This window comes from Pseudomonas sp. X10 (assembly GCF_054889225.1).
In genome coordinates, this window is the sequence record NZ_CM142677.1 from 1137414 (window position 1) to 1163727 (window position 26314).

Annotated in this window: 26 protein-coding genes; 11 read left to right on the plus strand and 15 right to left on the minus strand. The window is 63.7% G+C overall.

The window, feature by feature from the left end; all coding sequences use genetic code 11:
* Window positions 1-102: 102 nt before the first annotated feature.
* From ACYU03_RS05325 to ACYU03_RS05365, 9 genes are all read right to left on the minus strand, one after another.
* On the minus strand, window positions 103-1200 hold the full coding sequence (locus ACYU03_RS05325; protein ID WP_461888611.1) for a DUF1513 domain-containing protein: 1098 nt from the start codon (window positions 1198-1200) through the stop codon (window positions 103-105).
* 2 nt (window positions 1201-1202) lie between these two features.
* Window positions 1203-2267: an imelysin family protein gene (locus ACYU03_RS05330; RefSeq protein ID WP_461888613.1), complete on the minus strand. Its 1065-nt coding sequence runs from the start codon at window positions 2265-2267 to the stop codon at window positions 1203-1205.
* Between the two features lie 17 nt (window positions 2268-2284).
* Complete coding sequence (locus ACYU03_RS05335) at window positions 2285-3712, minus strand: di-heme oxidoreductase family protein (protein WP_461888615.1); 1428 nt, start codon at window positions 3710-3712, stop codon at window positions 2285-2287.
* Between the two features lie 107 nt (window positions 3713-3819).
* A complete protein-coding gene (locus tag ACYU03_RS05340; protein ID WP_461888617.1) occupies window positions 3820-4203 on the minus strand; it encodes a hypothetical protein in 384 nt (127 codons plus the stop codon).
* 19 nt (window positions 4204-4222) lie between these two features.
* Window positions 4223-4699: a hypothetical protein gene (locus ACYU03_RS05345; RefSeq protein ID WP_461888619.1), complete on the minus strand. Its 477-nt coding sequence runs from the start codon at window positions 4697-4699 to the stop codon at window positions 4223-4225.
* A 140-nt stretch (window positions 4700-4839) separates the two neighbouring features.
* Complete coding sequence (locus ACYU03_RS05350; protein WP_461888620.1) at window positions 4840-6174, minus strand: imelysin family protein; 1335 nt, start codon at window positions 6172-6174, stop codon at window positions 4840-4842.
* Between the two features lie 148 nt (window positions 6175-6322).
* Complete coding sequence (locus tag ACYU03_RS05355; RefSeq protein ID WP_461888621.1) at window positions 6323-8404, minus strand: putative bifunctional diguanylate cyclase/phosphodiesterase; 2082 nt, start codon at window positions 8402-8404, stop codon at window positions 6323-6325.
* A gap of 263 nt (window positions 8405-8667) precedes the next feature.
* Complete coding sequence (locus ACYU03_RS05360; protein WP_461888623.1) at window positions 8668-9264, minus strand: superoxide dismutase; 597 nt, start codon at window positions 9262-9264, stop codon at window positions 8668-8670.
* 191 nt (window positions 9265-9455) lie between these two features.
* Entirely contained in the window at window positions 9456-10055 is a 600-nt protein-coding gene (locus tag ACYU03_RS05365; protein WP_461888625.1) for a LysE/ArgO family amino acid transporter, read from the minus strand.
* A 124-nt stretch (window positions 10056-10179) separates the two neighbouring features.
* Between ACYU03_RS05365 and ACYU03_RS05370 the strand changes: the two genes are divergently transcribed.
* The 3 genes from ACYU03_RS05370 (at window position 10180) to ACYU03_RS05380 (ending at window position 13139) form a co-directional block, all read left to right on the plus strand.
* Window positions 10180-11070 (plus strand): LysR family transcriptional regulator ArgP, encoded by an 891-nt coding sequence (locus ACYU03_RS05370; RefSeq protein WP_461888627.1) that lies wholly within the window; start codon window positions 10180-10182, stop codon window positions 11068-11070.
* 49 nt (window positions 11071-11119) lie between these two features.
* On the plus strand, window positions 11120-12115 hold the full coding sequence (locus ACYU03_RS05375; RefSeq protein ID WP_461888629.1) for an NAD-dependent epimerase/dehydratase family protein: 996 nt from the start codon (window positions 11120-11122) through the stop codon (window positions 12113-12115).
* A gap of 175 nt (window positions 12116-12290) precedes the next feature.
* On the plus strand, window positions 12291-13139 hold the full coding sequence (locus ACYU03_RS05380) for an ATPase (protein WP_461888631.1): 849 nt from the start codon (window positions 12291-12293) through the stop codon (window positions 13137-13139).
* Window positions 13140-13228: 89 nt separating this feature from the next.
* On the opposite strand, the gene ACYU03_RS05385 is transcribed toward ACYU03_RS05380, so the two are convergent.
* Genes ACYU03_RS05385 through ACYU03_RS05395 form a run of 3 tightly spaced genes read right to left on the minus strand, consistent with a single transcriptional unit; the run spans window position 13229 to window position 15783 of the window.
* Window positions 13229-14278: an alkene reductase gene (locus tag ACYU03_RS05385; RefSeq protein WP_461888633.1), complete on the minus strand. Its 1050-nt coding sequence runs from the start codon at window positions 14276-14278 to the stop codon at window positions 13229-13231.
* A 19-nt stretch (window positions 14279-14297) separates the two neighbouring features.
* Window positions 14298-15467, minus strand: coding sequence for an MFS transporter (locus ACYU03_RS05390; protein WP_461888635.1), 1170 nt, complete (start codon window positions 15465-15467; stop codon window positions 14298-14300).
* 13 nt (window positions 15468-15480) lie between these two features.
* Complete coding sequence (locus ACYU03_RS05395) at window positions 15481-15783, minus strand: ArsR/SmtB family transcription factor (protein WP_461888637.1); 303 nt, start codon at window positions 15781-15783, stop codon at window positions 15481-15483.
* Window positions 15784-15935: 152 nt separating this feature from the next.
* On the opposite strand from ACYU03_RS05395, the gene ACYU03_RS05400 reads away from it, so the two are divergent.
* A complete protein-coding gene (locus ACYU03_RS05400) occupies window positions 15936-16547 on the plus strand; it encodes an acyl carrier protein phosphodiesterase (protein WP_461888638.1) in 612 nt (203 codons plus the stop codon).
* 270 nt (window positions 16548-16817) lie between these two features.
* Here ACYU03_RS05400 and ACYU03_RS05405 read toward each other — a convergent pair whose 3' ends face one another.
* Window positions 16818-17606: a lysophospholipid acyltransferase family protein gene (locus ACYU03_RS05405; protein WP_461888640.1), complete on the minus strand. Its 789-nt coding sequence runs from the start codon at window positions 17604-17606 to the stop codon at window positions 16818-16820.
* Window positions 17606-18361, minus strand: a complete 756-nt coding sequence (gene olsB, locus ACYU03_RS05410) for an L-ornithine N(alpha)-acyltransferase (protein WP_461888642.1) — start codon at window positions 18359-18361, stop codon at window positions 17606-17608. The genes ACYU03_RS05405 and olsB overlap by 1 nt, the downstream gene beginning before the upstream one ends.
* A gap of 162 nt (window positions 18362-18523) precedes the next feature.
* On the opposite strand from olsB, the gene ACYU03_RS05415 reads away from it, so the two are divergent.
* From ACYU03_RS05415 to ACYU03_RS05440, 6 genes are all read left to right on the plus strand, one after another.
* Window positions 18524-19411, plus strand: a complete 888-nt coding sequence (locus ACYU03_RS05415) for an acyl-CoA dehydrogenase middle domain-containing protein (protein WP_461888644.1) — start codon at window positions 18524-18526, stop codon at window positions 19409-19411.
* A 42-nt stretch (window positions 19412-19453) separates the two neighbouring features.
* Window positions 19454-20542, plus strand: coding sequence for a serine hydrolase domain-containing protein (locus ACYU03_RS05420; protein ID WP_461888646.1), 1089 nt, complete (start codon window positions 19454-19456; stop codon window positions 20540-20542).
* Entirely contained in the window at window positions 20539-20835 is a 297-nt protein-coding gene (locus ACYU03_RS05425) for an amidase (RefSeq protein WP_461888648.1), read from the plus strand. Before ACYU03_RS05420 ends, ACYU03_RS05425 begins: the two co-directional genes overlap by 4 nt.
* A 44-nt stretch (window positions 20836-20879) precedes the next feature.
* Window positions 20880-21461 (plus strand): YceI family protein, encoded by a 582-nt coding sequence (locus tag ACYU03_RS05430; RefSeq protein WP_461888650.1) that lies wholly within the window; start codon window positions 20880-20882, stop codon window positions 21459-21461.
* 1 nt (window position 21462) lies between these two features.
* Window positions 21463-22620: a phospholipase D-like domain-containing protein gene (locus ACYU03_RS05435; protein ID WP_461888652.1), complete on the plus strand. Its 1158-nt coding sequence runs from the start codon at window positions 21463-21465 to the stop codon at window positions 22618-22620.
* A gap of 75 nt (window positions 22621-22695) precedes the next feature.
* On the plus strand, window positions 22696-23274 hold the full coding sequence (locus ACYU03_RS05440) for a DJ-1/PfpI family protein (RefSeq protein ID WP_461888654.1): 579 nt from the start codon (window positions 22696-22698) through the stop codon (window positions 23272-23274).
* Between the two features lie 283 nt (window positions 23275-23557).
* Here the strand turns inward: ACYU03_RS05440 and ACYU03_RS05445 are convergent, their stop codons facing one another.
* On the minus strand, window positions 23558-25081 hold the full coding sequence (locus tag ACYU03_RS05445) for a fumarate hydratase (protein WP_461888656.1): 1524 nt from the start codon (window positions 25079-25081) through the stop codon (window positions 23558-23560).
* A 263-nt stretch (window positions 25082-25344) separates the two neighbouring features.
* Here ACYU03_RS05445 and ACYU03_RS05450 point away from each other — a divergent pair, with 263 nt between their 5' ends.
* Complete coding sequence (locus tag ACYU03_RS05450; RefSeq protein WP_461888658.1) at window positions 25345-26274, plus strand: iron-sulfur-binding ferredoxin reductase; 930 nt, start codon at window positions 25345-25347, stop codon at window positions 26272-26274.
* Window positions 26275-26314: the final 40 nt, after the last annotated feature.

Sequence of the window (26314 nt, forward strand, 5' to 3'; positions counted from 1 at the left end):
AACTGATCGTGGACGGAGGTGTTACCTGTGCCGACGCATCGCGGGCAAGCCCGCTCCTACAGTGGCCTGAGCATACCTTGAGAGCGGCGTAGCCCGCGCCTTTTACACCAGGTGCAGATGGTTGTCCCACAGGCCCGAAGGCAACTGCAGCGGCTGGCCGACCAGCTCCTGCTTGCGACAATCGTAGAAGCGGCAACGGCCCTGCCCGGAGGTGACGACAAAGCCATCCTTGACCGCGCCGACACCCGCGCAGTCGGGCATGGGGGCGTCGAGGCGGACTTCGGCGCTGTCCAGATCCCAGATGAACAGGCGGTTGGCCCGGGGAGCCGTCAGCGCCACCAGGCGCAGGTCGCTGTGGATGGCGACACTGGCGGTGTAGTGGGCCATCGACTGCAACTGGTGCTCTGGCACCGGGAAGGCCTGGAACGGTTGCCCGGGCCGCTTGACCGCCAGCAGTTCGGCGATTTCGTCCGTATCCCCCATGAACTGTTGGCCAGCGACGATGGTGCCGTCGCTGCCGATGGCCAGGTGGCGCACGCTGTTCATTTGCTGGCCGAGGGTTTCTTTGCTCAGCAGGGTGCCGTCGCGTTGCATTAGCACCAGGCTCGGCTCCATGGCATCGAGGTTCATCTCCACCCGGCTCTCGGCCTCGGTGCGGATGCCGCCGTTGGCCACGACCAGGGTTTCGCCATCCGGCAGCCATGACACCTGGTGCGGGCCGATGCCGTGGGTCGGGACCTCGCCGCTGTGCTGCAGGCGCTCGCCTTCGAAACGGTAGACACCGAGCACGCCGCGTCCTGGGTCGGTGGTGTCGTTTTCGGTGGCATACAGCCATTCACCGCTCTTGTGGATCACCGCATGGCCGTAGAAATGCCGGTTCGGCTGTGAGCTGATGGTCTGCAGCAGGCGACCGTCACGCAGGTCGAGCAGGTAGCTCTCGGTGCCCGGACGGCGAGCGACGAACAGCGCGATGGGCAGCTCGGGGTGGTTGATGATGTCATGGCAGCGCTGGGCCACCTGGGTGGCGAACACCTGGCTGCCGTCCAGGCGGTAACCGACCGCGTAGTGCTTGCCATCGCCGTCATCGCGCGCCGAAAGCAGCAGGGGATCGCCGCCTTTGTTGCGGAACAGGCTCCAGCCGCCCAGGGTCAGGGCGCTGAGCAATACGCTACCGAGTTTGAGGGCCTGGCGTCGCAACATGATCAGTCACCGTCGTTGGCATTGAAGCCCAGCTGGATGCCCAGCGCCTTGGCCAACTCGCCTTCGTGCAGGCGGTGGACGACGTTGAGGCTGTCGTAGATCTGGTTCAGGGCCTGTTTGCCGGCATCGTCGGCGAGCAATTCGCCCAGTTGCTTCTGGTTGTCGGCCAGCAGTTTGACCGAAGTGGCGTAGGCATCGTCGATCTTTTCCGCCAGGGCGACCTGGTCCTTGCCGAGCAGGCCACGCAACCCTTGGTTGTCGACCCCGGCCCAGACAGCCTGGGCGGCCTTGAGGCTGGCTTCCAGGCTCTTGAGCGAAGAATGGCTGCGCCAGGCTTCAGCTTGCAGCGGCTGGGGAATGCCTTTGCTCTGGCGGCCCATAGGGGCGCCGAGTTTTTTCTTCAGGGTGTCCAGGGCGGTGACCTGAGCACGCAGGAGGTCGGCGATCGCCTCGTGGGAGTCTGCGTAACGCTGGTTAGGGAACTTGGTCATCTGCGAGAGCATGCCGTCGGTGCTGTTCCAGCCCTTGAGGATTTCTTCGGCAAGGGCCTTCTGGTGCTCGCCGATCGCCACTAGCAACGGGCAATAACGGGCCTTCTGCTCGGCGCTGGCGACGTCCGGCTTGCTGTCGAACAGGATGTATTCATAGGCAGACAGGCCACGTACCACGACGCTGGATTTGCCCAGGGTCTCGGCGTTGAGTGGCTTGTCACCATTGACCAACTGCTCGACCTGACGGCCGACCAGGTTCTTCTTATCTGGCCAGAACTGTACCTGCCAGGCGCGGTTGCCTTCGGCCAGCGGGCCGACCAGCAGTGGTTGCAGCTCGGCCCAGGCTTTCTGAGCGTTGAGGAAGTCGGCGCGGGCGCTTTCCAGGCTGGTCTTGCCTTCGCAGTAGGCCAGGGCACTGGCGGCCAACTGGCGGTCGGCTTCCACCCAACGGCTGTAGGTCGGCAGGATGACCTGCTTGGCGATGGCGGCGGAGGTCACGGCCTGCGGGTCTTGCGGCGAGCAGGCGCCGAGGGCGAGTGCGGCGAGGCTGGTGAACAACAGTTTGGGTCGGAACATGCCCGGCTCCTTGCGCGTTAAAGTGAATTCAGAAAGGCCAGCAACGCGGCGCGCTGCTCGGCATTGAAGGTCAGTACATGCTGGCGCGCCGCCTCGGCTTCGCCGCCGTGCCAGAGCACAGCTTCGAGCAGGTTGCGGGCGCGCCCGTCATGGAGGAACTGGGTGTGGCCACTGACGGCCTCGGTCAGGCCGATGCCCCACAGCGGTGGGGTGCGCCAGTCTTGGCCGCCTGCGGCGAATTCGCTGCGGTTGTCGGCCAGGCCCGGGCCCATGTCGTGCAACAGCAGGTCACTGTAGGGACGAATGACCTGGTTGGCCAGTTCCGGCTCGGCGGCGTCGGCGGCCGTGGTGAACTGCGGGGTATGGCAGCCCTGGCAGCCGGCCTGGAAGAACAGGTTCTTGCCCGCCAGCACCTGCGGCGAGTCGACATCGCGGCGCGAGGGCACGGCGAGGTTGCGGGTGTAGAACGACACCAGGCGAAGGATGTTGTCGCTGACTTCCTTTTCGCCATCGGCACCGTCGCCGTTGGGCGCGGTCAGGCAGTCGACCTGGGCCGGCGTGCAGTCGTCCACCGGGCGTAAGGTGGTTGTCAGGCCCATGTCGCCGGAGAAGGCATGGACGTTCTGCTGGTTGACGTTCGGCTGTCCGGCTTTCCAGCCGAAGCGGCCGAGCACGGTCTTGCCCAGGGCATCGTCCCAGACCCGGTTGGGACGGCCGCGGATGCCGTCGCCGTTGCGGTCGTCCGGGTCGGCATTGGCCAGGATGGCAGCTTCCGGAATGGCCTCGAGCAGGCCCAGGCCGATCATCGGCGGTGCCACCCTGGCGGAGAAGCGGGTATCGGGATGCATCGGCCCATAACCGAGCTGGGTGATCTGCAACTGTGGGCGGCGTAGCTCGACCTGGGTGCCGTCCTTGAAGGTGACCGTCTCGCTGCTGTAGTCGACCCGCACCTTGCCTTCAGGTGCTACACCGGGGATCGCCATGTCCTGCAACTGGCTGCCGTACACCGGCTCGGGCACGATGCCCAGTCGTTCGATGACCTTGGCGTATTCAGGCTGGTCGGGAATCGACAGGCGTACCAGCATCGACACGGCGTTGCTCGCGTCCGGTTCCGGCGGATGGCCACGGCCATCGCGGATATGGCAGTTCTGGCAGGCGTTGGTGTTGAACAGTGGGCCAAGGCCATCGCGGGCGGTGGTGGTCGCGGGGGCGATCACCCAGGGACTGCGAAAGAAGCTGTTGCCGACGCTGAAGTCCAGGCGCCGTTCTGGTGCGAGGTTGGCCGAGGGCATGGAAAAGGCGTTGCGGTCGTGCCGCTGGACCGTCGCCTTGCCACCTGACAACGCCTCGCCTGGCTCGGCCTGGGTGAAGCGCGGGGCATCATCACAGGCGGCCAGGGTCATGGCCAGTAGCAGAGGGCTGAGACGGAGTAGCGACGAGGACATCAAGGATCCTGGGCTTGAGCGAAAAACCGGCGTGCAAGCTTAGCAGGCTCAGGATCATTGAATAAGAGGAGTTTGCGTTTACTTGATGAAATTATCGCTACGGTTGCTCAGGCAATTCTCAACTGGAAGTCGCGGTTGACCAGGTTGATGATCAGATTCTTGTTGCCGCCTCCACGGTTGTTTCCGGGAAGCTCCAACGTGGCACCGTCATAGTCCATTTCATCTGCTGTGAGGTATTTGATCGCGTTCTCGTGGGGTGGATTCCAGTAGTCCTGGAAAACCCAGATGGTGGTTGCCGATTGTGGTCCGAGAATCAGTTGCAATGCTTTGTGGTTTTCCGCGGCGCGACCGACCCAGGGTACGGCCATCGAGCCGTTCCAGACATTTTGCGCGCCGATGGCAAACATGTAGTCGGCATTTTCTCCATTGATGAGGGTCAGGGTGTAGGGGGTGTTGTTGGCGATGGACTTGATGTAGGTAACGCTGGCCATATCGTTCTTCCTTGATGGGTTAGTGCTTGGGTCTTGGCAGTGGGGCTGGCGGACTGCGATAGACATAGGCCGCCAGCATGGATATCTCGTTGAAAGGCGGATCGAGCTGGGAGGGCTGGAATCGCCCGATCAACTGCACGTCGTAGGCAACCGCTTCGGCTTCGAAGGTTTTGCGGTCGTTGTCGTTGGGGTCGTAGAGATAGATCGTGCCTTCGAGAGCAAGCACCCGGCACATCTCACGGGCCACGCCTGAGGTGATCGGGGCTCCCATCAGAGTGATGGCAGGAACGGAGCGATCATCCACTGGAAAGACGGGGTTGTCGTACTCCTGTACGAGCAGGACGTGAGGAATGGCCTGATCCGTATTCGGGCCGTTGGAGATGCGTTGACCAACCTTGTTGAGGTTGTAGGCATTGGTGAAGCCAGTGACGACTGGGGGGCTGGTCGAGCTGTCTGTTATTCGACCTTCACCCCAGACATCCAGAATCTGGAACATGCGGCCTCCTGGGTGAGCCTGAGTGAGGAGGCGTCAGGATGACCAAGGTCGAGCGTCGGGGGGAGCGGGTATGGTTTCCGTAGGCATGATGCAAAACGCCCGGTGCTAGCACCGGGCGTTCGATGGAGCAGGAGCGCTGATCAGAACTCGTGATCGGCGGTATCCGGGTTCAGGTTGTCGATACCCAGTTTGCCGGCGGCCTGCTCGATGGCACCGGTCTGCTTGACCAGCGAAGCAATGGCATCACGCACGATCTGGTTGCCAGCCTCGTTGTCGGCGGCGATCAGTTGGTCGTAGTGTTCACCCTTGAGGGCGTGGTCCACGATCACCTGGATCTTGGCTTCGGTGGCTTCCAGGTCAGCCTTGAGGGTGGCGTCGGTGGCCGGATCGACCTTGGCCACCAGCGACGACAGGCTCGGGCCGGTCAGCTTGCTGCCGTCGACACGGGTGTACTCGCCCAGGTAGACGTTGCGGATGCCCTTGGCGTCGTAGAAGTGCGAGTAGTGGGTGTTGTCGCTGAAGCAATCGTGCTCGTCTTCCGGCGAGTTGGCTTCCAACGAGACCTTCATGCGTTCGCCCGCCAGTTCGCCCAGCGACAGGCTGCCCATGCCGAACAGCATTTTGCGCAGGCCGTCGGTCGCAGACTCGGCTTCCAGTGTGGCGCGGTAGTTGTCGCTGGTGTCCGGCGCCCAGTTGGCGACCATTTCTTCCAGGTCCGAGACCAGCAGGTCGGTCACCGCCTTCAGGTAGGCGCGGCGGCGGTCGTTGTGGCCGCCAGTGGCACCTTCGCCTTCCAGGTAGTCGGATGCCGGGCGGTTGCCGGCGCCTGGGCCGGTGCCGTTGAGGTCCTGGCCCCAGAGCAGGAATTCGATGGCGTGGTAGCCAGTGGCGACGTTGGCCTCGGAACCACCCAGTTCGTTGAGGCTGGCCAGTTTCTCGGGGGTCAGCTCCTTGACGTCGATCTTGTCTTCGCCCACCTGGATCTCGGTGTTGGCGATGATGTTCGCGCTGGCCGCCGGGTTGCCCAGGGCGTGCTCATAGCTCTTGTCGACGTAGTCGATCAGGCCTTCGTCCAGCGGCCAGGCGTTCACTTGGCCTTCCCAGTCGTCGATGATGGTGTTGCCGAAGCGGAACACTTCGCTCTGCAGGTACGGCACGCGCGAGGCGACCCAGGCACCCTTGGCGGCCTTCAGGGTTTCGTCGTCAGGCTTGGCCAGGAAGGCGTCGATAGCGGTCTGCAAGGTCTTGGCGGTGCTCAGCGAGTCGCTGTACACGGCATGGACCATTTCGGCGTAGTGCTTGACCACGGCCTTGGCGGCCGCTTCATCGACAGCCCCCGGCGTCGCAGCCGTGGTGCTGGCTGCAGGCGCCTGTGCTTGCGGTGCGGCAGCCTTCTCGTCCTTGCCTTCGCCGCAACCGGCGAGGGAGATGGCGATGGCCAGCAGACTGGCGGAGGCCAGAGGCATTCGAATCATTGTTAGTTCCTGCGTCGTGTGGTTGGACTGGTGTGCCGAAGGCACGCGAAACCGCAACATAATGCGAAAGATTTGCATTTGGTGTAAAGGGCCGGGCACGGAATTCTTCAAATGCCCGTTCACGGTGCATCGCCAAGGAGGGCGAGGCTTACAGCACTGAAACCTGATTGCGTTGCGCTTGCTTGAGAAAGGCGGTCAGTTCACGGGCCGACAAGGGCTTGCTGTAGTGGTAGCCCTGACCCTCGTGGCAGCCCTGGGCGATGATGTAGCTCTCCTGTTCGGCCGTCTCTACCCCCTCGGCGATGACTTGCATGCCCAGGCTCTTGCCCAACTGGATGATCGCCCGAACGATGGTGGCATCGTCGTCGTCGTCGAGCAGGTCCTGGACGAAACTCTTGTCGATCTTGATCTTGTCCAGCGGCAGCGACTTGAGGTAGCTGAGCGACGAGTAGCCGGTACCGAAATCGTCAATGGCGATCAGCGCGCCGGAGCGGCGCAGGCTGAGCAGGTGCTGGGCGGCGGTGCTGATGTCTTCCATCAGGCCGGTCTCGGTAACTTCCAGCTCCAGGCTGCGCGGGGGCAGGCGGTAGATCTGCAGCAGGTTGTTGACCACCCGTGGCAGTTCGTTGTGGTGCAGTTGCACCGTGGACAGGTTGACGGCCATGCGCAGCTCGCCGAAGCCCAGGTCATGCCATTCGCGCAACTGGCGGCAGGCCTGGTCCAGGACCCACTCGCCGATGCTGATGATGTTGCCGTTCTGTTCGGCCAAGGGAATGAACTGGTCCGGCGGAACCATGCCCAGCTCGGGGTGATGCCAGCGCAGCAGGGCCTCGACGCCGACCACGCGATGGTCGCGGTAGCTGATCTGGGGCTGGTACACCAGGTACAGCTGGTTGCGCGGCAGGGCTTCGCGCAGGTCCTTTTCCAGCTCGCGGCGGCGGCGCATCTCGCTGTCGACGCTGGCGATGTAGAACTGGTAGCGGTTGCGCGAGCGGGCCTTGGCCAGGGTCATGGTCTGCTCTGCCTTCTGCAGCAGCTTCTCGGTGCTGTCGCCGTCTTCGGGGAACAGGGTGATGCCGATGGTGGCGCGCAGGCGAATTTCCTGGTGGTCGAGGGCGAAAGGGGCTTCCAGGTCGTCGAGGATGCTCTGGGCCAGTTCCGCCGCTTCGTAGGGTTGCTCTATGTTGGCCTGGACCAGGGCGAACTGGTCTCCGCCCAGCCGGGCCAGGGCACCAAGACGGCCGCTGTGGGCACGCAGGCGGTCGGCCAGGGCGAGCAGCAGTTGGTCGCCGGCCTGGTAGCTGAATTGCTCGTTGATGCTCTTGAAGTCGTCCAGCCCGACACAGAGCACGGCAACCCGGTGCTGCAGGCGTCCGCCGTCGATAAGGATCTTGTCCAGTTGCTGCTGCAACTGCTGGCGGTTGGGCAGGCCTGTGAGGAAGTCATACTGGGCCATGCGTTGCAGGCTGTTCTCTGCCTCATGACGCAGGTGGGTATTGCGTTCGATCGAGGCCAGCAACTGGTTGGCGGTATTGACCCAGACGCCCAGTTCGTTTTTTTCGTGGCCCTTGAGCTGCGGTATCTGGTGTTGGCTGGGACGGTCGGGATTGATCTGGGTGAGGTGTTCGATGATCTTCGACAGCGGCTTGGTCAGCATCCAGTGATAGACCAGGTACAGCACCAGGCCCATGGCCATGGCACGCAACACACCGGAGATGAAGATGATCACCGCGTTGATCAGGAAATCTTCGCCATACTCTGCGGTGTCGAGGGTAATGCTGAGGTCGCCGTAGTACTCGCTGTAGGGGCCACGGCCGACCAGTGGGGTGGAGAAGCTGCGCTCCTGGCCGAGGATCAGGTCGGTCAGCCAGCGTGTGGACGTTTCTTCCAGCGGCCTGGACTTCTCGGCCAGCATGGTCTCGTTGGGGTGGCCAATCGAGGCCATGCGCACGGACTCGTCCTGGAACAGGCCTTCCATGACCTGCATGCCCATTTCCCGATCAAGGCTGTACACCGCCTGGGTCGATGGGTCGCGGAACATATCGAGGATGCGCTGGGCGTCGGTAGCGACGGCCTGTCGGATCTTGTAGGCGTCATAGACGATCTGCGCACAGCTGAGAACGACACCGACTGCGAGTGCCGAGAGCAGCACGACCCTGAGCAACTTGACCGATAAGCTGTTCTTGAATTCCAGCTTCAATAGGGTTTCCTTAATCCATGCGCATGGCATTATTTTGCCATCAACCTTGGCATTACACTATCGGCCGTTCGCCACGGGAAACACCGTGAGCCGTCAGACTGCTAGCCTGGCAGCGGATCTGTCCTGCGGAGTGTGTCGGCTGCGTTGCCATGCGGCTTGAGTACGCTGCATCAACCTTCCCAATCCTTGATGTTAGCGTGCTATCCGTCTGGGGCAAGGGCAGCATGGCTTGGCGCAGATGAAAAAAAACCCGGCAAGGCCGGGTTTTTTCAATCGAGCGCCAACCTTCGAGGTCAGGCCTTGAAAGTGTTGCCTTCGAACTGCTCGGCAACGAACTTCCAGTTGACCAGGTTCCAGAACGCCTCGACATACTTCGGGCGCAGGTTGCGGTAGTCGATGTAGTAGGCGTGTTCCCAGACGTCGCAGGTCAGCAGCGGGGTGTCGCCGCTGGTCAGCGGGTTGCCGGCGCCGATGGTGCTGGCCAGGGCCAGGGAGCCGTCGGCTTTCTTGACCAGCCAGCCCCAGCCGGAACCGAAGGTGCCGACGGAAGTCTTGGTGAACTCTTCCTTGAACTTGTCGAACGAACCGAAGGCGGCGTTGATGGCCTCGGCCAGGGCGCCGGTAGGTTCGCCACCGCCGTTCGGCGCCAGGCAGTTCCAGTAGAAGGTGTGGTTCCAGACTTGAGCGGCGTTGTTGAAGATACCGCCCGAGGAGGTCTTGACGATCTCTTCCAGGGTCTTGCCTTCGAACTCGGTGCCTGGAACCAGGTTGTTCAGGTTCACGACATAGGTGTTGTGGTGCTTGTCGTGGTGATACTCCAGGGTTTCCTTGGAGATGTGCGGCTGCAGGGCATCGTGGGCGTACGGCAGCGGCGGCAATTCAAAAGCCATGGTGAATCTCCTAATCAGGTCTGTTGCGGTGAGCGCAAGGCCGATCACGGGCGGCCGGTGTGCGTCGGTGAGTTTTGTACTCTTTGCGACGCAAGGGCTGGATCATAGCACCGGCCCCGGCGCATAACCACGCAACAAGTATAGGGAATAGAGGTTCCAGAGCCTTCGCAGGCGCGCGGACCAGCGGCACGTCAGGTGAAAATCAATTGCGCCGCCACGGCGAACATCATCACCGCCACCATCAGGTCGAGCAGGCGCCAGGTGCCCGGCCGTGCCAACCACGGCGCCAGCCAGGCCGCGCCCAGGGCCAGGGTGAAGAACCACATCAGCGACGCACTGGCGGCGCCGGCCACGTAGGCGCCGGGCACGCTCTGCTGGGCGCCTAGCGAGCCGATCAGCAGCACCGTGTCCAGATACACATGGGGGTTGAGCAGGGTCACCGCCAGGGCGCTGAGCAGTACTGCCCGGCGCGAGCGCAGGCCTTGGCCTTCGTCTTGCTGCATGCTCTGTATCGAGCAGGCGCGACGCAAGGCCTTGCTGCCGTACCAGATCAGGAACACGGCTCCGCCCCAGCGGGCCACCGCTAACAGCGTCGGGTTTTGGGCCAGCACCGTGGCCAGGCCGAACACGCCGGCGGCGACCAGGATCGCATCGCACACAACGCACAGGGCAGCCACGGGCAGGTGGTGTTCGCGACGCAGGCTTTGCGCTAGGACAAAGGCGTTCTGGGTGCCGATGGCCATGATCAGGCCGAAGGCCACCAACATGCCGTTCATATAGCTTTGCCACATAGGAAGACGCTCCACTGGCGCCGACGGGACCGCCGACGCTGACTCGAAAGAAGATGCTGGTCATTCTGGGCAAAGAGTTGCTATAAGAAAAACAAATAAACCTGATCAGGCATTAGAGAAACTGATGTTCGATTACAAACTGCTCGCTGCCCTTGCCGCTGTGATCGAGCAGGGCGGTTTCGAGCGAGCCGCGCAGGTGCTGGGGCTTTCGCAGTCGGCCATCTCCCAGCGGGTCAAGTTGCTCGAGGCGAGGGTCGGCCAGCCGGTGCTGGTGCGAGCCAATCCGCCGAGCCCGACCGAGGTCGGTCGCCAGTTACTCAACCATGTGCAGCAGGTGCGCCTGCTGGAGCGCGACCTGCAGCGCCAGGTGCCGGCCCTGGATGAGGAGGGCATGCCGGAGCGGTTGCGCATCGCCCTCAATGCCGACAGTTTGGCAACCTGGTGGGCTGGCGCGGTGGGCGCGTTTTGCGCCGAGCAGAAAGTACTGTTGGACCAGGTGGTCGAGGATCAGGAAGTTGGCCTGCGGCGCATGCGCGCAGGCGAGGTGGCCGCCTGCCTGTGCGGCAGCGAGCGGCCAGTGGCTGGCGCGCGTAGCCTGCCGCTGGGCGCCATGCGCTACCGGGCCCTGGCCAGTCCAGCTTTCATGCAGCGCTACTTTCCCCAGGGGTTCGAGGTCGCCCGGTTGGCCCGGACACCGGCCGTGGTGTTCGGGCCGGACGATTTCCTTCAGCACCGATACCTGGCGTCCCTGGGTATCCAGGAGGGTTTCCTGCATCATCTCTGCCCTTCCTCCGAGGGCTTCCTGCGCATGACCGAGGCAGGACTTGGCTGGGGGCTGGTGCCTGAACTGCAGGCGAGGGAGCAGTTGGCCTGCGGGCAACTGGTGGAAATATGCGCCGATACTCCTATCGATGTTCCCCTGTACTGGCATCATTGGCGCAATGGCGGGCAACTGCTCGGCCAACTGACCGAACACTTGCGCCAGACGGCGGCACAGTGGCTGGTGCCCTTGTAGGCGTGGTCGGCGTCAGTTGCATCTGAAATCTGGCAAGGCGGAGTCTTTCATGCGAATTCTGGTCACCGGCGCGAGCGGCTTCATCGGCGGGCGTTTTGCGCGTTTCGCCCTGGAGCAGGGCCTGGAGGTGCGGGTCAATGGCCGGCGTGCCGAAGGCGTCGAGCACCTGGTGCGGCGTGGCGCGCAGTTCATCCCAGGCGACCTGGGCGACGCCGGGTTGGCCCGGCGCCTGTGCCAGGGGGTCGAGGCGGTGGTGCATTGCGCTGGTGCGGTGGGCAGTTGGGGGCGTTACCAGGAGTTCTACCAAGGCAACGTGGTGGTTACCGAGAACGTGGTCGAAGCCTGTCTGAAGGAGCATGTGCGACGCTTGGTCCATCTGTCTTCGCCATCGATCTATTTCAATGGCCGCTCGCGCCTGGACATCCGCGAGGAGCAGGTACCACGGCGTTTCCACGACCACTACGGGGCGACCAAGTATTTGGCCGAGCAGAAGGTCTTCGGTGCTCAGGAGTTCGGCCTGGAAGTGCTGGCCTTGCGGCCGCGTTTCGTCACCGGGGCGGGAGATACCAGCATCTTTGCGCGGCTGCTGCAACTGCAGCGCAAGCGCCGCCTGGCAATCATCGGCAACGGTCTGAACAAGGTCGACTTCACCAGCGTGCACAACCTCAACGAGGCCTTGCTCAGCGCCTTGTTCGCCGATGACCAGGCACTGGGCCAGGCCTACAACATCAGCAATGGCCAGCCGTTGCCGTTGTGGGATGTGGTCAACTACGTGATGCGCCAGATGCAGTTGCCGCAGGTCACCCGCTACCGCAGCTATGGCCTGGCCTACAGCCTGGCTGCCCTCAACGAGGCTGCCTGCCTGCTCTGGCCCGGGCGTCCGGAGCCCACCTTGAGCCGCCTGGGCATGCAGGTGATGAGCAAGGATTTCACCTTGGACATCAGCCGTGCCCGCCAGCAACTCGATTACCATCCCAGGGTCAGCTTGTGGTCGGCGCTGGACGAGTTTTGCACCTGGTGGAAAAGCCAAGAGGCCGGTCACTGAACCTGTACGCCTGACGGTGGTCGATCAGAGCGCCGCTTGAGCGGTTTATACTAGGGGCCCTTGACGTTTCCCCCCAGCTGCGCCAAAACAGGCCCGCCCCTTCGGGCTGCGTGAGAATGGAACGTCAACAGACCCTAGCGCCTCTTCGCTACCACTACTGCGGTTGAAAGCTCCCATGCGTAACGATGCCAAAGACGATTTCGACGACGTGCCCACCTTGAGTGCCGGCACCCGTGATGACGATGAACTGCTTCCGGCACATGTGGCCCGTACCCGGCAGAAAGCCGCTCGGCCGGTCAGCACCGGCCCGCTCTGGGCACTGCTGGGCGCCTCTTTCATTGCCCTGGCGGGTCTGGGCTGGTGGAGCTCCCAACAGATCTCGCTGATGGAGCAGCAATTGGTGGCGACCCAGGAAAGCTTCGCCCGCATCAGCGAGGAAGCCGCCGGACGTCTGCAGGCGATCAGTGGAAAGGTCGAAGCCAGCGAATCCAGTGTTGCCACTGGCAGCGAAGCGCTCAAGTTGCAGATCCGCCAGTTGCAGGCCAGCCTGGCTGAGCAAGGCAAGCAACAGCAAGGGGTGGCAGGCCAGGCCGGCGACTTGGGCAAGCGCTTGGAGCAGGTGCTGGCCGATGCCCGTGAGCAACAGAAGGCCAATGAAGCGCAGCAGAAAGCCAATGCCGAGTTGCAGAGTCAGTTGCAGGCGCAGATCAAGGCCGTGAACACTGAACTGGCGGCCTTGAAGGCTGCCCAGGTGGATGGCGGCAAGCTCGACAGCCAGATCAAGAGCCTGAGTGGCGAGGTGGCGTCGTTGAAGAAGCAGGGCAATCCCAGCGCGGCGATCCAGAGCCTGGAGCAGGATGTGCTGGTGCTCAAGAGCCAGATTGACAACCGCCCGGCGACGCCTGCCGCCAGCGGTGCCTCGGTGCAGGAGTTCGATGCTTTCCGTGGGCAGATGACCCGCAACATCAATACCCTGCAAAGCCAGATCCAGAACCTGCAGCAGCAGATCAACGCCCGGCCTTAGCGTCAGCTGACTCCTACAGGGCCTGCTTGCAGAGCCCTGTAGGAGTCAGCGTAGGCTGGCGAAGCCTTGCCAGAGGCGGGGCCGCTACATCACATCCGCGGGTAGTCGATATACCCCACCGGCCCCTTGGCATAGAAGGTTTCCGGATGCGCTTCGTTCAATGGCGCATCGGCAGCCAGGCGGGCTGGCAGGTCCGGGTTGGCGATGAATGGAACGCCGAACGCCACTGCATCGGCCTTGCCGCTGGCCAGGGCGGCATTGGCACTGGCCTTGTCGAAGCGCTCGTTGACGATATACGGGCCGCCAAACGCTTCCTTGATCAACGGGCCGATGCTGTCGTCCGCTTCTTTCTCGCGAGAGCAGATGAAGGCTACGCCACGTTTGCCCAGTTCACGGGCAACGTAGGTGAAGGTTTCGACACGGTCGGCGTCGCCCATGTCATGGCTGTCGGCACGGGGTGCCAAGTGCATGCCGACACGGTTCGCGCCCCATACTTCGATGACGGCGTCGGTTACTTCCAGCATCAGGCGGGCTCGGTTTTCCAGGGAGCCGCCGTAGTGGTCGGTGCGCTGGTTGGTGCTGCTTTGCAGGAACTGGTCGAGCAGGTAGCCGTTGGCGCCATGGATTTCCACGCCGTCAAAGCCGGCTGCCTTGGCGTTTTCCGCACCGACCCGGTACGCCTCGATGATGTCGGCGATCTCGGCGGTTTCCAGGGCGCGCGGTGTCGGGTATTCAGTGATTGGCCGCACTAGGCTGACATGCCCCTTGGGTTGGATCGCGCTCGGGGCCACCGGGGACTCGCCATTCAGGTAGCTGGGATGGGAGATGCGCCCCACATGCCACAGTTGCAGGAAGATGCGCCCGCCCGCGGCGTGCACGGCCTTGGTTACGTTGGTCCAGCCGCGCACCTGGTCGTTGGACCAGATGCCAGGCGTGTCGGGGTAGCCGACGCCCATCGGTGTCACCGAGGTCGCTTCGCTGAGGATCAGGCCAGCGCTGGCACGTTGCACGTAGTACTCGGCCATCAGGGCGTTGGGTACGCGGCCTTCGTCGGCGCGGCAGCGGGTCAGCGGCGCCATGATGATGCGGTTCGGCAGTTCGAGGTCGCCGAGGGTGATCGGATCGAAAAGCGTGGTCATGCGCAAAGCCTCGCAGTGGTCAGTTGGATGCGGGAGCCAGTTCGGCGTCGTTGCCGCGCTGGCTGAAGGTGATGAGGGTGACGAGCAATGCCAGTACTGCCAGCACCGCAGCAGCCAGAGGCACGCTGGTCAGGCCCATCCCGTGGGCGATGACACTGCCGCCGACCCAGGCGCCCAGGGCATTGCCCAGGTTGAAGGCGCCGATATTGAGGGTCGACACCAGGTTCGGCGCGGCCTTGCCGAAGGTCACTACATTGACCTGCAGGGCCGGCACAGCGGCGAAGGCAGCGGTGGCCCAGAGGAACAGGGTGATTTCCGCAGGCACCAGGGCGCTGCTGGTCCAGCTCAGCACGGTGGAGACCACGGCCATGGTGGCGAAGACGCCGATTAGGGTGGCGCCCAGGCGCCGGTCGGCCAGCTTGCCGCCGAGGATGTTGCCCAGGGTCAGGCCCAGGCCGATCAGCAGCAGGGTCCAGGTCACGCCCCGTGGCGACACGCCAGTGACATCACCGAGCAGCGGCGCGACGTAGGTGAACAGGGCGAACATCGATGCCGCGAACAGTACGGTCATGGTCAGCGACAGCCAGATGCCTATGCCCTTGAGAGCCGCCAGTTCGGCGCGCATGTCGACTTTTTCTTCGTCCTTCTGCAGCGGCAGGAAGCGCACCAGGCCGATCAGGGCGATCACGCCGATGACCGTCACTGCCCAGAAGGTCGAGCGCCAGCCGGCCACCTGGCCGAGGGCGGTGCCCAGCGGCACGCCGAGCACGTTGGCCAGGGTCAGGCCAGTGAACATCAGGGCCACGGCCGAGGCGCGGCGGTTAGCCGGCACCAGGCTGGCGGCCACTACCGAGCCGATGCCGAAGAAGGCACCATGGCACAAGGCTGTCACCACCCGAGCGAACATCAGCAGGTTGTAATCACTGGCGACGGCGCACAGCAGGTTGCCGACGATGAAGACACCCATCAGTGCCACCAGCGCCGCCTTGCGTGGCAAGCGGGCAGTGGCCAGGGCCATGAACGGCGCACCGATGGCCACGCCTAGGGCATAGCCGGTCACCAGCCAGCCGGCACCGGGGATCGACACGCCTAGGTCGCTGGCCACGTCCGGCAGCAAGCCCATGATGACGAACTCGGTGGTGCCGATGGCGAATGCGCTGAGCGCCAGGATCAACAGGGAAAGGGGCATTGCAAGGTCCTTGTCAGAGCTCTTGGCTCATCTGCTTGAGGAAGGCCTGGATGGTTTCCTCGTTGCGTTTGAAGAAATGCCACTGGCCTATCTTCTGGCTGGTGATCAGGCCCGCGCGCTGCAAGGTGGCCAGGTGGGCGGAGACGGTCGACTGCGACAGGCCGCAGCGTTGATCGATCTGCCCGGCACAGACGCCATGTTCGGTGCTGTGGTGCTGGTCAGGGAATTGCGTCGCTGGGTCTTTCAGCCAGTTGAGGATGTCTCGCCGTACCGGATGGGACAGTGCTTTTATTATTTCGTCGAGATCGAGAGGCATGGTTGGGCTCGTGGTGTGTAGCGGTATATCGCGATGTCACGAAATATAAATCGGTATCTCACGATATACAAATATGAAGAGGTTCTGAGCTGAGCGTGAATCGCTATATCGGGTTATAACGATATGGTTTATCTCAGTGTTAGACTTGCGCCATGAACTACCTCGCACACCTTCATCTGGGCGGCGACGAGCCGCAGCAACTGCTGGGCAGCCTGTATGGGGATTTCGTCAAGGGATCGCTGGAAGGGCGTTTCCCGCTGGCGCTGGAAGCGGCCATCCGCCTGCACCGGCATATCGACAGCTACACCGACAGCCACCCGCTGGTGCTGGCGGCGCTGGCGCGGTTTCCCCGCGAGCGGCGGCGTTTTGCCGGGATCATCCTGGATGTGTTTTTCGACCATTGCCTGGCCCGGCATTGGAACGACTATGCCGAGCAGCCGCTAGACCTCTTCACCCGGCGCTTCTATCAGGTCCTGCTGGCACAGCCTGAGTTGCCGGGTCGGCTGGCGCATATCGCGCCGTTCATGGCCGCCGATGACTGGCTGGGGGCTTATGGCGACTTCGCCACGCTGGAGCAGGTGTTCAAAGGCATTGCCCGGCGCCTGTCGAAGCCCGAAGGGATGGTGGGGGTCATGGAGGAACTGGACCTGCTATACGAGCCGCTGATGGACGACTTCCGTGCCTTCTATCCACAGTTGCAGGCCTTCGCTGCTGCCGAGCGGAGCGGCCCTATGGCAAGGTCGCGCCTTGCATCGCTCACATGAATCGAGGTTTGCAGGGCCCTGTAGGAGCGTAATGCTGTTCACTTAAGCTGGAGTGCCTTCAGGTGGGGCTGCTACGCAGCCCATCGCGACACAAGGCCGCTCCCACAAGGGGCTTGCCGATACGTAAATGTATTATGGTTTGCAAGCCCTCTGTGGGAGCGGCCTTGTGTCGCGATGGGGAGCGCAGCAGCCCCAAACCATACGACAGATGCCTTAAGTGAACACCATTACTGTAGGAGCGGGCTTGTCTCAGGCTCCGCAAGGGCAATGTCAGGCGGCGCGGGACTGACGACGCGGTGCTTTCTCGATTTCTTCGACCCCGAACAACGCCATCTGGATCGCCCGCTGCGCTTCGAAGGCGAGGGCCGCGCGTTCCTGCCCCAGGCTGGGGATCGGTGCCAGCAAATAAATCCGTACTTCGCCTGCGGGCTGGGCAAACAGGCGCATCAGGTGCGAGAGCAAATCGTCATCGCCAATGAAGGGGGCCACAGGATCGGGCTGGCCACCACGCAGGTACTGGATCGCCACCGGTTGTACCGGTGTGCCCTGGTCGATCGCGCCCGCCAACAGGCGACCATGGAAGGTCCGCAGGCTGCGCCCGTCGGTGGTGGTGCCTTCTGGAAAGATCAGCAGCGGGCGTGACTGCTGCAGTTGCGCGTGGATCTGCCGGCGCAGTTGCTGGCTGTCGCCACCGCCGCGGCGGATGAACAGGGTGCCGGCCTTGAGCGCCAGCCACCCGGCCACCGGCCAGTGACGGACTTCTGCCTTGGACAGGAATGACAGCGGGGTGAGCATGCCCAGAAGCGGAATATCGGTCCAGGACACATGGTTGCTGACCCAGAGCATCGGCTGTTGCGGCAGCGTGCCGATTACCTGCACTTCGAAGGGCAGGGCCCGGATCAGGCGGCGCATGAACAGGCAGGTCCAGCGCTGGCGCCGTTCAGCCGTGGCGCCCAGGCCGAGACGTTCGCCCAGGCTGAAGACACAGGCCATGCCCAAGCCCAGGAGGATCACCAGCAACAAGCGGGAGAGGCGGGCGACCACCCGCAGGCGCGGCATCAGACCGCCGCCTTGAAGTGGCGGGCGTAGCGGGGGCAGAGATCATCACGTTTGAGCAGGATGAACACGTCGGCGACCTGGAAGTCTTCGTCCCAGCAGGGTTCGCCACAGATCTTCGCGCCAAGGCGCATGTAGGCCTTGAGCAACGGCGGCATCTCGGCGATGACATTGCCGGGCAGGGCCAGGGTGGGTAGCGGCTTTTTCGGTTCGGCACGCAGGTGTTCGGTGCACAGGTAGCGTTCGCGCAGGCGCTGCATGATCGCGTGGGCCTGTACACCGCCATCCTGCATGGGAATGCTGGCGCAGCCCATCAGGTAGCTGTAGCGGCCTTCATTGAGCACTTCGGCCAGTTCGCCCCAGAGCACGGCGATGGTACCGCCATTGCGGTAGGCCGGGTCGACGCAAGTGCGCCCCAGTTCGAGGATCGGCCCCTGCAGGTGGCCGAGACCGTGCAGGCTGAACTCTTCTTCGCTGTAGAAGCGGCCGAGGCTGCTGGCGGCCTGGTGATCGAGCAGACGGGTGGTGGCGACCAGTTGGCCACTGGCCAAGTCACGTACGCCAATATGGCGGCAGTGGATGTCGTAGTCATCCATGTCCAGGCCCTGTTCCGCGCCTTTGAGCTTGGCCTTGAATTCGGCGCTGAATACCTTGAAACGCAAGGCCTGTGCTTCCTGCAGGGCCGTGGCGCCGACCAGGCGTTCGGCTTGCAGACGGCGTTCAGTGCTGTTGTCGCCAGAGCGAGCGATCCGAGTCATTGCGAGTCTCCATAAGCCAGCCATTGGGGTTGCGGCCGGTCGGCTTTGTTGTGCAAAGTCAGCCTAGGTAGAGGCGGTGTCACCTCCATGAATCTTTGGTGATGCTTGTATGACAGGCCCCAGGCCTGTTCCCTGTTCATCCGCGACCCCAAGGAGCCTCCGATGGCCTGGTTGCAACGACTCAACGACCCCCTGCGCCAGCCATTGGCGGCGAGCCTGGGTGAGACCTATGCCGCACTGCTGGAACGTCTCGGCGCAGTCAGCCCATTCGAGCTGGCGGTACTTGGTGGGCGCGCCATGCCGACCCCGGGGCTCGCCTTCCTGATTGGCTACCAGGCGGCCTTGCGCGTGCTCTGGCCCAGCGCCCCGGCCAGCCTCGGCGCGCTGTGCGCCACTGAGCGGCGCAGCGTGCGCCCGGCGGATATGGGCGTGCGCCTCGATGGGCTGCGCCTGACAGGGAGCAAGGATTTCGTCACGGCCGGGTTGGAGGCCGAATGGTTGCTGGTGGCGGCGCGCAGCGAAGAGCAGGGCGAAACCCCACGGCTGAGTTTGGCGGTGGTCTACCCGGGCGAACCTGGCGTGCGTGTGGAGGCCTTGCCGGCCCTGCCGCTGATGCCGGAGGTCGGGCACGCCCACCTGCACTTGGAGCAGGCTGTTTGCGAACTGCTGGCCGGTGATGGCTGGGATGCCTACGTCAAACCCTTCCGCTCCCTGGAAGACCTCTATGTCCTAGCTGCCCTGGTTGCCTGGCTCTATAGCGTCGGCCAGCAATGCGCTTGGCCCCAGGCGTTGCAACTACGTCTGCTGGGCCTGCTTGGCGGCTGTGCCGAGGGCAGCCGGCAGTGCGCCGACAGCGTTGGCTGCCACTTGTTGCTCGGCGGGCTGTTCGCCCAGTTCCAGGGCCTGCGTGGCGAAATCGACCAGGCCCTGGCAGCAGGACCGGAGGAATGGGCGAGCCTGTGGCAACGCGACCAGGGCGTGCTGGACCTGGCCAGCACCGCCCGGGAAAAACGCCTGGCCAAGGCCTGGACCAGCGCCGGATTGTCATGAGCCTGTGCCAGGCTGGCCCGATCCACGACGAGAGGGCAGCAGATGGGCAGGGCGAGTGGACTGTTGTGCATCCTGGGGCTGGCCACTGCCTGGGCTCATGCCGAGTCATGGCCTGACCCGGACTGGGCGGTCGAGCCTGCCACTGCCGATTGGCGCGCGGTGGATGACTACGCCTTCGCGCCCCGGGCGGCGGAAGGCCGCCAGGGCGTGCGCACCGATGCGCTACTGATCATTCGTGACGGGCGCATCCTGTATGAGCGCTACCAGGCGCCAACCCGCGTCGACACCCCACACCTGACCTGGTCGATCAGCAAAAGCGTGCTCGCCACTTTGCTTGGCGTCGCCTATGGCGAGCGACGCTTTGCCCTGGAGGACCCGGCGGCGCGCTATTACCCGCCCTTGCAGAAGCACCCGCAACTGCGCCTGGTCGACCTGCTGCACTGGGCCAGCGGCCTTGCCTGGCAGGAGGATTACGAATACGCGCCGTTGAAGTCCTCGGTGGTGGCCATGCTCTATACCCGCGGACGCAGTGACATGGCTGGCTTCACGGCGGCCATGGCCGCCGAGCAGCCACCCGGCGAACGCTTCCGTTATTCCAGTGGCGATAGCAACCTGCTGGCCGCCGCCTTGCGTGGGATGTTGGATGCGGTCCGCTACCCGGACTATCCCTGGCAGGCGTTATTTACCCCGCTGGGGATCGACAGCGCTGTGTGGGAGCGCGATGGCAACGGCACTTTCGTCGGTTCTTCCTATCTCTACCTGAGCGCACGTGACCTGGGGCGCATCGGTTTGCTGATGATGCGCGAGGGCCGCTGGCGGGACCGTCAGTTGCTGCCCGCGCAGTGGGTGGTCTTCAACCGCACCCTGTTCGCGCAGGCCGAGGCGTTCCCCGGCGAAGCCAATCCTGGTGGCCACTGGTGGCTGAACAAGCCGCTGCCCGGTGAAGCACCGCCTTGGCCTGACAGCCCTTCCGATACCTATGCCGCCCTCGGGCACTGGGGGCAGGCGCTCTACGTACTGCCCAGTCGGAAACTGGTGATCGTGCGCTACGCCGATGACCGTGATGGACGCTATCAGCACAACGAACTGCTCAAGCGCGTGCTGGCTGCGCTGGATCAGGAGGCGCCATGAAGCGTGCGTTGCTGGTGCTGCTGTTGGCACTGCTGGCGTGGGGTTGCTATGAGCGCCGGGCGCTGACGGACTTCCCCGGCATCCTCTCTGCCTACTCGGCCAAGGAGTACTGCTCCTGCCGTTTCGTCATGGGTTTCGAGGCTACCTATTGCCGTGATTATGTGCGCCAGTACCTGCCCTTGAGCCGACTGGAGGAGGATACCCAGGCACGCCATGTGTTGGCCGAGGGGCTGTGGCGGCGCAACGAGGCGGTCTGGGAGGGCGTGCGGGAGGGCTGCCGCTTGCTGCCATGAAGGCAGCCGGGTAAGGTTGACGGTCTTGTTTTACAGGATTCCACATGTTCAAGCTGCCCCGTTTTCTGCTCCCCCTCCTGCTGGCCTTGAGCCTCCCGGTCCAGGCCAACTGGCACCTGGATGGCGAATCTTCGCGCCTGTCCTTTGTCACCAGCAAGAATGGTAATACCGCTGAAGTGCACCGCTTCCTGGTGCTGCACGGCAAGGTCGACCGCCAGGGCGTCGCCCAGCTGAAGATCGAAATGGATTCGGTCAGCAGCGGCATCCCCCTGCGCGACGAACGCGTGCGCAATGACCTGTTCGAATACGCGCGCTTCCCGGAGGCCACGGTGCAGGCCCAGTTGGATCTGCGGCCGATCAACGACCTGGCCAATGGTGCCCAGCTCGAACTGCGCCTGCCGCTTTCGGTGACCTTGCATGGCAAGAAGCACAGCTACAACGCCTTGCTCCTGGCTACCCGCCTGGATGAGCGACGCTTCCAGGTGGTGACCCTGGAGCCGCTGATGCTGCGCGCCGAAGACTTCGACCTGATGCCGGGCTTGGCGACATTGCGCAAAGTCGCTGGCGTGTCCTCCATCAGCCCGTCGGTGCCGGTGAGTGCGGTACTGATCTTCACCGCCCGTTGAAATGGCCGGGCCGGTCTTCCCCTGGCGGGATGGCAACCAATTCGAACTGCTGATCGACGGCCCGGCGTTCTTTCCGCGCATGCTCTTGCAGATCGTGCGCGCCGAGCAGCAGGTCGACCTGGAGCTCTACCTGGTCGAAGCGGGTGCTTGCGCCGAGGTTTTGGTCGAGGCGCTGGAGCAGGCCGCTGGCCGTGGCGTTCGGGTGCGCTGCCTGTTCGACGACTACGGTTCGCGGGCCTTCGCCCTGGGCTTGTGCCAACGCCTGAGGGCGGCGGGTGTCGAGCTGCGCTGGTATAACCGCCTGCGTTGGCGTCGGGGCCTGCGCAATCTTTATCGTGACCATCGCAAGTTGCTGCTGGTCGACCAGCGTTGGGGCGCAGTCGGTGGTACGGGGGTGACAGACGAATTCTGGACGCCTGGCGAGGAGCTCAGCGAGTGGCATGAAGTGATGGTGCAGATGAAGGGGCCGGTGGTGACCGACTGGCAACTGCTGTTCGATCGTCAGTGGCATGCCAACACCCGCCGCACGGCTTGGCGCCCTCCCGATGATTTCGGTCTGCCGCGCTTGCCACGGGTGCCGACCCAGGGGCAGGGCTTGGGGCGGGTGGCCTACGCCGACGCCCGCCAGCACCGGGACATCCTGCGCGCATTGGTGCGTGCCCTGAACAGCGGCAGCGGGCGTATCTGGCTGGCGACTCCGTACTTTCTGCCGACCTGGAGCGTGCGCCGCTCGCTGCGTCGCGCCGCGGCCCGGGGTGTCGACGTGCGCCTGTTGCTGACCGGGCCGCGCACCGATCATCCCTCTGTGCGTTACGCCGGCCACCGCTACTACCCACGCTTGCTACGCGCCGGGGTGAAGATCTTCGAGTACCAGCCGTGCTTTCTGCACCTGAAGATGGTGCTGGTGGACGATTGGGTCAGCATCGGCTCGTGCAACTTCGACCACTGGAACCTGCGTTTCAACCTCGAAGCCAATCTTGAAGCCCTCGACCCACCGCTGACTGCGGCTGTGGCCGCCAGTTTCGAGCGTGACTTCGCCCAGAGCCTGGAAATCGACCTCGACCACTGGAATGCCCGGCCGCTGTGGCGTCGGTTCAAGCAGCGGCTATGGGGCTTGCTTGACCGGTTGGTGGTCCTGTTGCTTGGGCGCCGTAGCTGAGGGGGCTGGTTTCCCAAGTGGGCAAAGGGGTCTATCGTGCTGTGATTGTCCAAGGCAATGAAAGGAGTGGGTGACATGGCAGCGAAGAAGATTCTCATGCTGGTCGGCGACTACGTCGAAGACTACGAAGTGATGGTGCCGTTCCAGGCCCTGCAGATGGTCGGACACACCGTTCATGCCGTATGCCCGGGCAAGACAGCGGGCCAGGCGGTGCGCACGGCGATTCATGATTTCGAAGGCGACCAGACCTACAGCGAGAAGCCTGGCCACAACTTCGTGCTCAACTTCGATTTCGAGCAGGTGCGTGCCGAAGGCTATGACGCCTTGCTGATTCCGGGTGGCCGGGCACCGGAGTACCTGCGCCTGAATGAGCAGGTGCTGGCGTTGGTCAAGGCTATCGACAAGGCGGGCAAGCCTATCGCCGCCGTGTGTCACGGTGCTCAACTGCTGGCCGCCGCTGGTGTGCTGGAGGGACGTGAGTGCAGCGCCTACCCGGCTTGTGCGCCGGAAGTGCAGTTGGCCGGTGGTCGTTACGTGGAAATTCCCGTGGACCAGGCCCACGTCCAGGGCAACCTGGTCACCGCCCCGGCCTGGCCGGCGCATCCGGCGTGGTTGGCGGCGTTTCTCAAGGTGCTGGGGACGAAGATTCTCTGACTGGAACTCGCCTTGCTGCCTCCTACCATGGGATGGCAGAGCCCCAACAAACGAAAACGCTCGGCATCTGCCGTAATGCTGTTCACTTAAGCTGGAGTGCCTTCAAGTGGGGCTGCTACGCAGCCCATCGCGACACAAGGCCGCTCCCACAGAGGGCTTGCCTTGTGGGAGCGGCCTTGTGTCGCGATGGGCGCGCAGCGGCCCCAAACCTTACGACAGATGTCTTAAGTGAACAGCATTACGGCAGATGCCGGGCGTTTTCATGCCGCCATAGGGATGGCGATTACTTCACTTCCACCGCCAGGCTTTCGGCGATCTTGCTCTGCCAAAGGGCTGGGCCGGTGATGTGCACCGATTCGCCCTTGCTGTCGACCGCGACGGTGACCGGCATGTCCTTGACCTCGAACTCGTAGATCGCTTCCATGCCCAACTCGGCGAAGGCCAGGACCTTCGACTTGCGGATCGCCTGGGCCACCAGGTAGGCAGCTCCGCCGACGGCCATCAGGTACACAGCCTTGTTGTCCTTGATCGCGTCGATGGCGGCAGGGCCGCGCTCGGACTTGCCGATCATGCCCAGCAGGCCGGTCTGTTCGAGGATCTGGCGGGTGAACTTGTCCATGCGCGTGGCAGTGGTCGGGCCAGCTGGGCCGACCACTTCGTCACCGACCGGATCGACCGGACCGACGTAGTAGATGAAGCGGCCCTTGAGGTCTACCGGCAGTTCTTCGCCACGGTTGAGCATCTCGACCATGCGCTTGTGCGCAGCGTCGCGGCCGGTGAGCATCTTGCCGTTGAGCAGGACGGTCTCGCCGGGCTTCCAGCTCTGCACTTCTTCTGGCGTCAGGGTGTCGAGGTCGACGCGGCGGGCCGACGGGCCGGCTTCCCAGACGATCTCCGGGTAGGCATCCAGCGACGGCGCTTCCAGTTCGGCCGGGCCAGAGCCATCGAGCACGAAGTGGGCGTGGCGGGTGGCCGCGCAGTTGGGGATCATGCACACCGGCAGAGAGGCGGCGTGGGTCGGGTAGTCCATGATCTTGACGTCGAGCACGGTGGTCAGGCCCCCGAGGCCCTGGGCACCGATGCCCAGTTGGTTGACCTTCTCGAACAGCTCCAGGCGCAGTTCCTCGATGCGGTTCTGCGGGCCACGGGCTTTGAGCTCATGGATGTCGATGGACTCCATCAGCACTTCCTTGGCCATGACGGCGGCCTTCTCAGCGGTACCGCCGATGCCGATGCCGAGCATGCCAGGCGGGCACCAGCCGGCGCCCATGGTAGGAACGGTCTTCAGGACCCAGTCGACGATCGAGTCGGACGGGTTGAGCATGACCATCTTCGACTTGTTCTCCGAACCGCCGCCCTTGGCCGCGACGTCCACCTCGACCTTGTCGCCGGGGACGATGGAGTAGTGGATCACCGCCGGGGTGTTGTCCTTGGTGTTCTTGCGGCTGCCGGCCGGGTCGGCCAGGATGGAGGCGCGGAGGACGTTCTCCGGCAGGTTGTAGGCGCGGCGCACGCCCTCGTTGATCATGTCGTCCAGGCTCATGGTGGCGCCATCCCAGCGCACGTCCATGCCGACGCGCACGAACACGGTGACGATGCCGGTATCCTGGCAGATCGGGCGGTGGCCGGTGGCGCACATGCGCGAGTTGATCAGGATCTGGGCGATGGAGTCACGCGCAGCGGGCGACTCTTCACGCAGATAGGCCTCGTGCATCGCCTGGATGAAATCGACGGGGTGGTAGTACGAGATGAATTGCAGGGCGTCGGCAACGCTCTGAATCAGGTCGTCTTGCTTGATCACGGTCATGCAGCGCGCTCCTCTTAAAGACGGGAACATTCGTAAAGGCCTTCCGACGTGGCCGACCAGCCTGTCGAAACGCCTTGCAAGGCGCGCCGGCAGGTCAGGCCGACGCAAAAAGGCGCGGCAGTATAGCGCGCATCCGTGGCTGGCACACCTGCGAGTGGTCTGGACCAAGGTCGGCAGCAGGCGGGCACTCTTTTTGCCTGCCTTGGCTGTTGCGCCAAGGGCTTTGGTCCTACAGTGGCGGTCAGTGAACGTGGAGAAGACCAATGCCCGAACTCTGTGTGGGCGAGCGCTGCTGGGAGGTGCCGGCTGGCAGCAACCTGCTCGATGCCCTCAACGCGGCAGGTTTCAACGTGCCCTATAGCTGCCGGGCCGGCAGTTGCCATGCCTGCCTGGTGCGCTGCCTCGAGGGGCTGCCGGCCGATGCTTTGCCCGATGCGCTGGCGGCGGACAAGCGTGGGCAGGGCTGGCACCTGGCCTGCCAGTGCCGGGTCGAGGAAGACTTGCGGGTGGCCGTGTTCGATCCGACGAGTGACGGTTTGCCGGCCCAAGTCTGCGGTCTGGACTGGCTGAGCGGCGAGGTGCTGCGCCTGCGCCTGAAGCCTGGGCGTCCCTTGCGTTACCAGGTCGGGCAGCATTTGGTGTTATGGAATGGGGCGGGGGTGGCCAGGCCCTACTCGTTGGCCAGCCTGCCGGGTGAGGATGCTTTTCTTGAGTTTCATCTCGATTGCCGGCGGCCCGGCGCGTTCTGCGATGGCGCCAGGCAATTGCAGATCGGTGATGAGCTGCGCTTGGGCGAGTTGCGGGGTGGTGCCCTGCATTACGACGCGGACTGGCAGGCACGCCCGCTCTGGTTGTTGGCGGCGGGCACCGGGTTGGCGCCGTTGTGGGGCATTCTGCGAGAGGCGTTGCGCCAGGGGCATGAGGGGGCGATCAAGGTAATGCATGTGGCTCATGAGCATTATCTGGCCGAGACGCTGAACGACCTGGCAGAGCGCTATCCGGGATTGGACGTGGAGCTGGTCGTGGTCGATGACTTTCAGCAAGCGCTGGCGGGGCTGCGCTTGTCATCGCGGCAGACGGTGGCATTGGTATGCGGGGCGCCAGGCAGCGTCGAGCAGTTCGCGCGAAGGCTGTTTATCGCCGGGTTGCCGCGCAATCAGCTATTTGCCGATGTATTTGTCGAACATATTTGAAAGCTGCCAGCGAATGTGTAGGAGCGGCGGTTGGCCCGCC

What these genes read in the sequence shown, in the direction of transcription:
- ACYU03_RS05400 (WP_461888638.1), top strand. Translation starts at nt 15,936, where the DNA reads ATGAACTACCTCGCACACCTTCATCTGGGCGGCGACGAGCCGCAGCAA.
- ACYU03_RS05385 (WP_461888633.1), bottom strand. Translation starts at nt 14,278, where the DNA reads ATGACCACGCTTTTCGATCCGATCACCCTCGGCGACCTCGAACTGCCG.
- ACYU03_RS05395 (WP_461888637.1), bottom strand. Translation starts at nt 15,783, where the DNA reads ATGCCTCTCGATCTCGACGAAATAATAAAAGCACTGTCCCATCCGGTA.
- ACYU03_RS05345 (WP_461888619.1), bottom strand. Translation starts at nt 4,699, where the DNA reads ATGTTCCAGATTCTGGATGTCTGGGGTGAAGGTCGAATAACAGACAGC.
- ACYU03_RS05435 (WP_461888652.1), top strand. Translation starts at nt 21,463, where the DNA reads ATGGCCGGGCCGGTCTTCCCCTGGCGGGATGGCAACCAATTCGAACTG.
- ACYU03_RS05365 (WP_461888625.1), bottom strand. Translation starts at nt 10,055, where the DNA reads ATGTGGCAAAGCTATATGAACGGCATGTTGGTGGCCTTCGGCCTGATC.
- ACYU03_RS05425 (WP_461888648.1), top strand. Translation starts at nt 20,539, where the DNA reads ATGAAGCGTGCGTTGCTGGTGCTGCTGTTGGCACTGCTGGCGTGGGGT.
- ACYU03_RS05325 (WP_461888611.1), bottom strand. Translation starts at nt 1,200, where the DNA reads ATGTTGCGACGCCAGGCCCTCAAACTCGGTAGCGTATTGCTCAGCGCC.
- olsB (WP_461888642.1), bottom strand. Translation starts at nt 18,361, where the DNA reads ATGACTCGGATCGCTCGCTCTGGCGACAACAGCACTGAACGCCGTCTG.
- ACYU03_RS05335 (WP_461888615.1), bottom strand. Translation starts at nt 3,712, where the DNA reads ATGTCCTCGTCGCTACTCCGTCTCAGCCCTCTGCTACTGGCCATGACC.
- ACYU03_RS05450 (WP_461888658.1), top strand. Translation starts at nt 25,345, where the DNA reads ATGCCCGAACTCTGTGTGGGCGAGCGCTGCTGGGAGGTGCCGGCTGGC.
- ACYU03_RS05370 (WP_461888627.1), top strand. Translation starts at nt 10,180, where the DNA reads ATGTTCGATTACAAACTGCTCGCTGCCCTTGCCGCTGTGATCGAGCAG.
- ACYU03_RS05445 (WP_461888656.1), bottom strand. Translation starts at nt 25,081, where the DNA reads ATGACCGTGATCAAGCAAGACGACCTGATTCAGAGCGTTGCCGACGCC.
- ACYU03_RS05355 (WP_461888621.1), bottom strand. Translation starts at nt 8,404, where the DNA reads ATGCCATGCGCATGGATTAAGGAAACCCTATTGAAGCTGGAATTCAAG.
- ACYU03_RS05405 (WP_461888640.1), bottom strand. Translation starts at nt 17,606, where the DNA reads ATGCCGCGCCTGCGGGTGGTCGCCCGCCTCTCCCGCTTGTTGCTGGTG.
- ACYU03_RS05380 (WP_461888631.1), top strand. Translation starts at nt 12,291, where the DNA reads ATGCGTAACGATGCCAAAGACGATTTCGACGACGTGCCCACCTTGAGT.
- ACYU03_RS05350 (WP_461888620.1), bottom strand. Translation starts at nt 6,174, where the DNA reads ATGATTCGAATGCCTCTGGCCTCCGCCAGTCTGCTGGCCATCGCCATC.
- ACYU03_RS05340 (WP_461888617.1), bottom strand. Translation starts at nt 4,203, where the DNA reads ATGGCCAGCGTTACCTACATCAAGTCCATCGCCAACAACACCCCCTAC.
- ACYU03_RS05440 (WP_461888654.1), top strand. Translation starts at nt 22,696, where the DNA reads ATGGCAGCGAAGAAGATTCTCATGCTGGTCGGCGACTACGTCGAAGAC.
- ACYU03_RS05360 (WP_461888623.1), bottom strand. Translation starts at nt 9,264, where the DNA reads ATGGCTTTTGAATTGCCGCCGCTGCCGTACGCCCACGATGCCCTGCAG.
- ACYU03_RS05330 (WP_461888613.1), bottom strand. Translation starts at nt 2,267, where the DNA reads ATGTTCCGACCCAAACTGTTGTTCACCAGCCTCGCCGCACTCGCCCTC.
- ACYU03_RS05375 (WP_461888629.1), top strand. Translation starts at nt 11,120, where the DNA reads ATGCGAATTCTGGTCACCGGCGCGAGCGGCTTCATCGGCGGGCGTTTT.
- ACYU03_RS05390 (WP_461888635.1), bottom strand. Translation starts at nt 15,467, where the DNA reads ATGCCCCTTTCCCTGTTGATCCTGGCGCTCAGCGCATTCGCCATCGGC.
- ACYU03_RS05430 (WP_461888650.1), top strand. Translation starts at nt 20,880, where the DNA reads ATGTTCAAGCTGCCCCGTTTTCTGCTCCCCCTCCTGCTGGCCTTGAGC.
- ACYU03_RS05420 (WP_461888646.1), top strand. Translation starts at nt 19,454, where the DNA reads ATGGGCAGGGCGAGTGGACTGTTGTGCATCCTGGGGCTGGCCACTGCC.
- ACYU03_RS05415 (WP_461888644.1), top strand. Translation starts at nt 18,524, where the DNA reads ATGGCCTGGTTGCAACGACTCAACGACCCCCTGCGCCAGCCATTGGCG.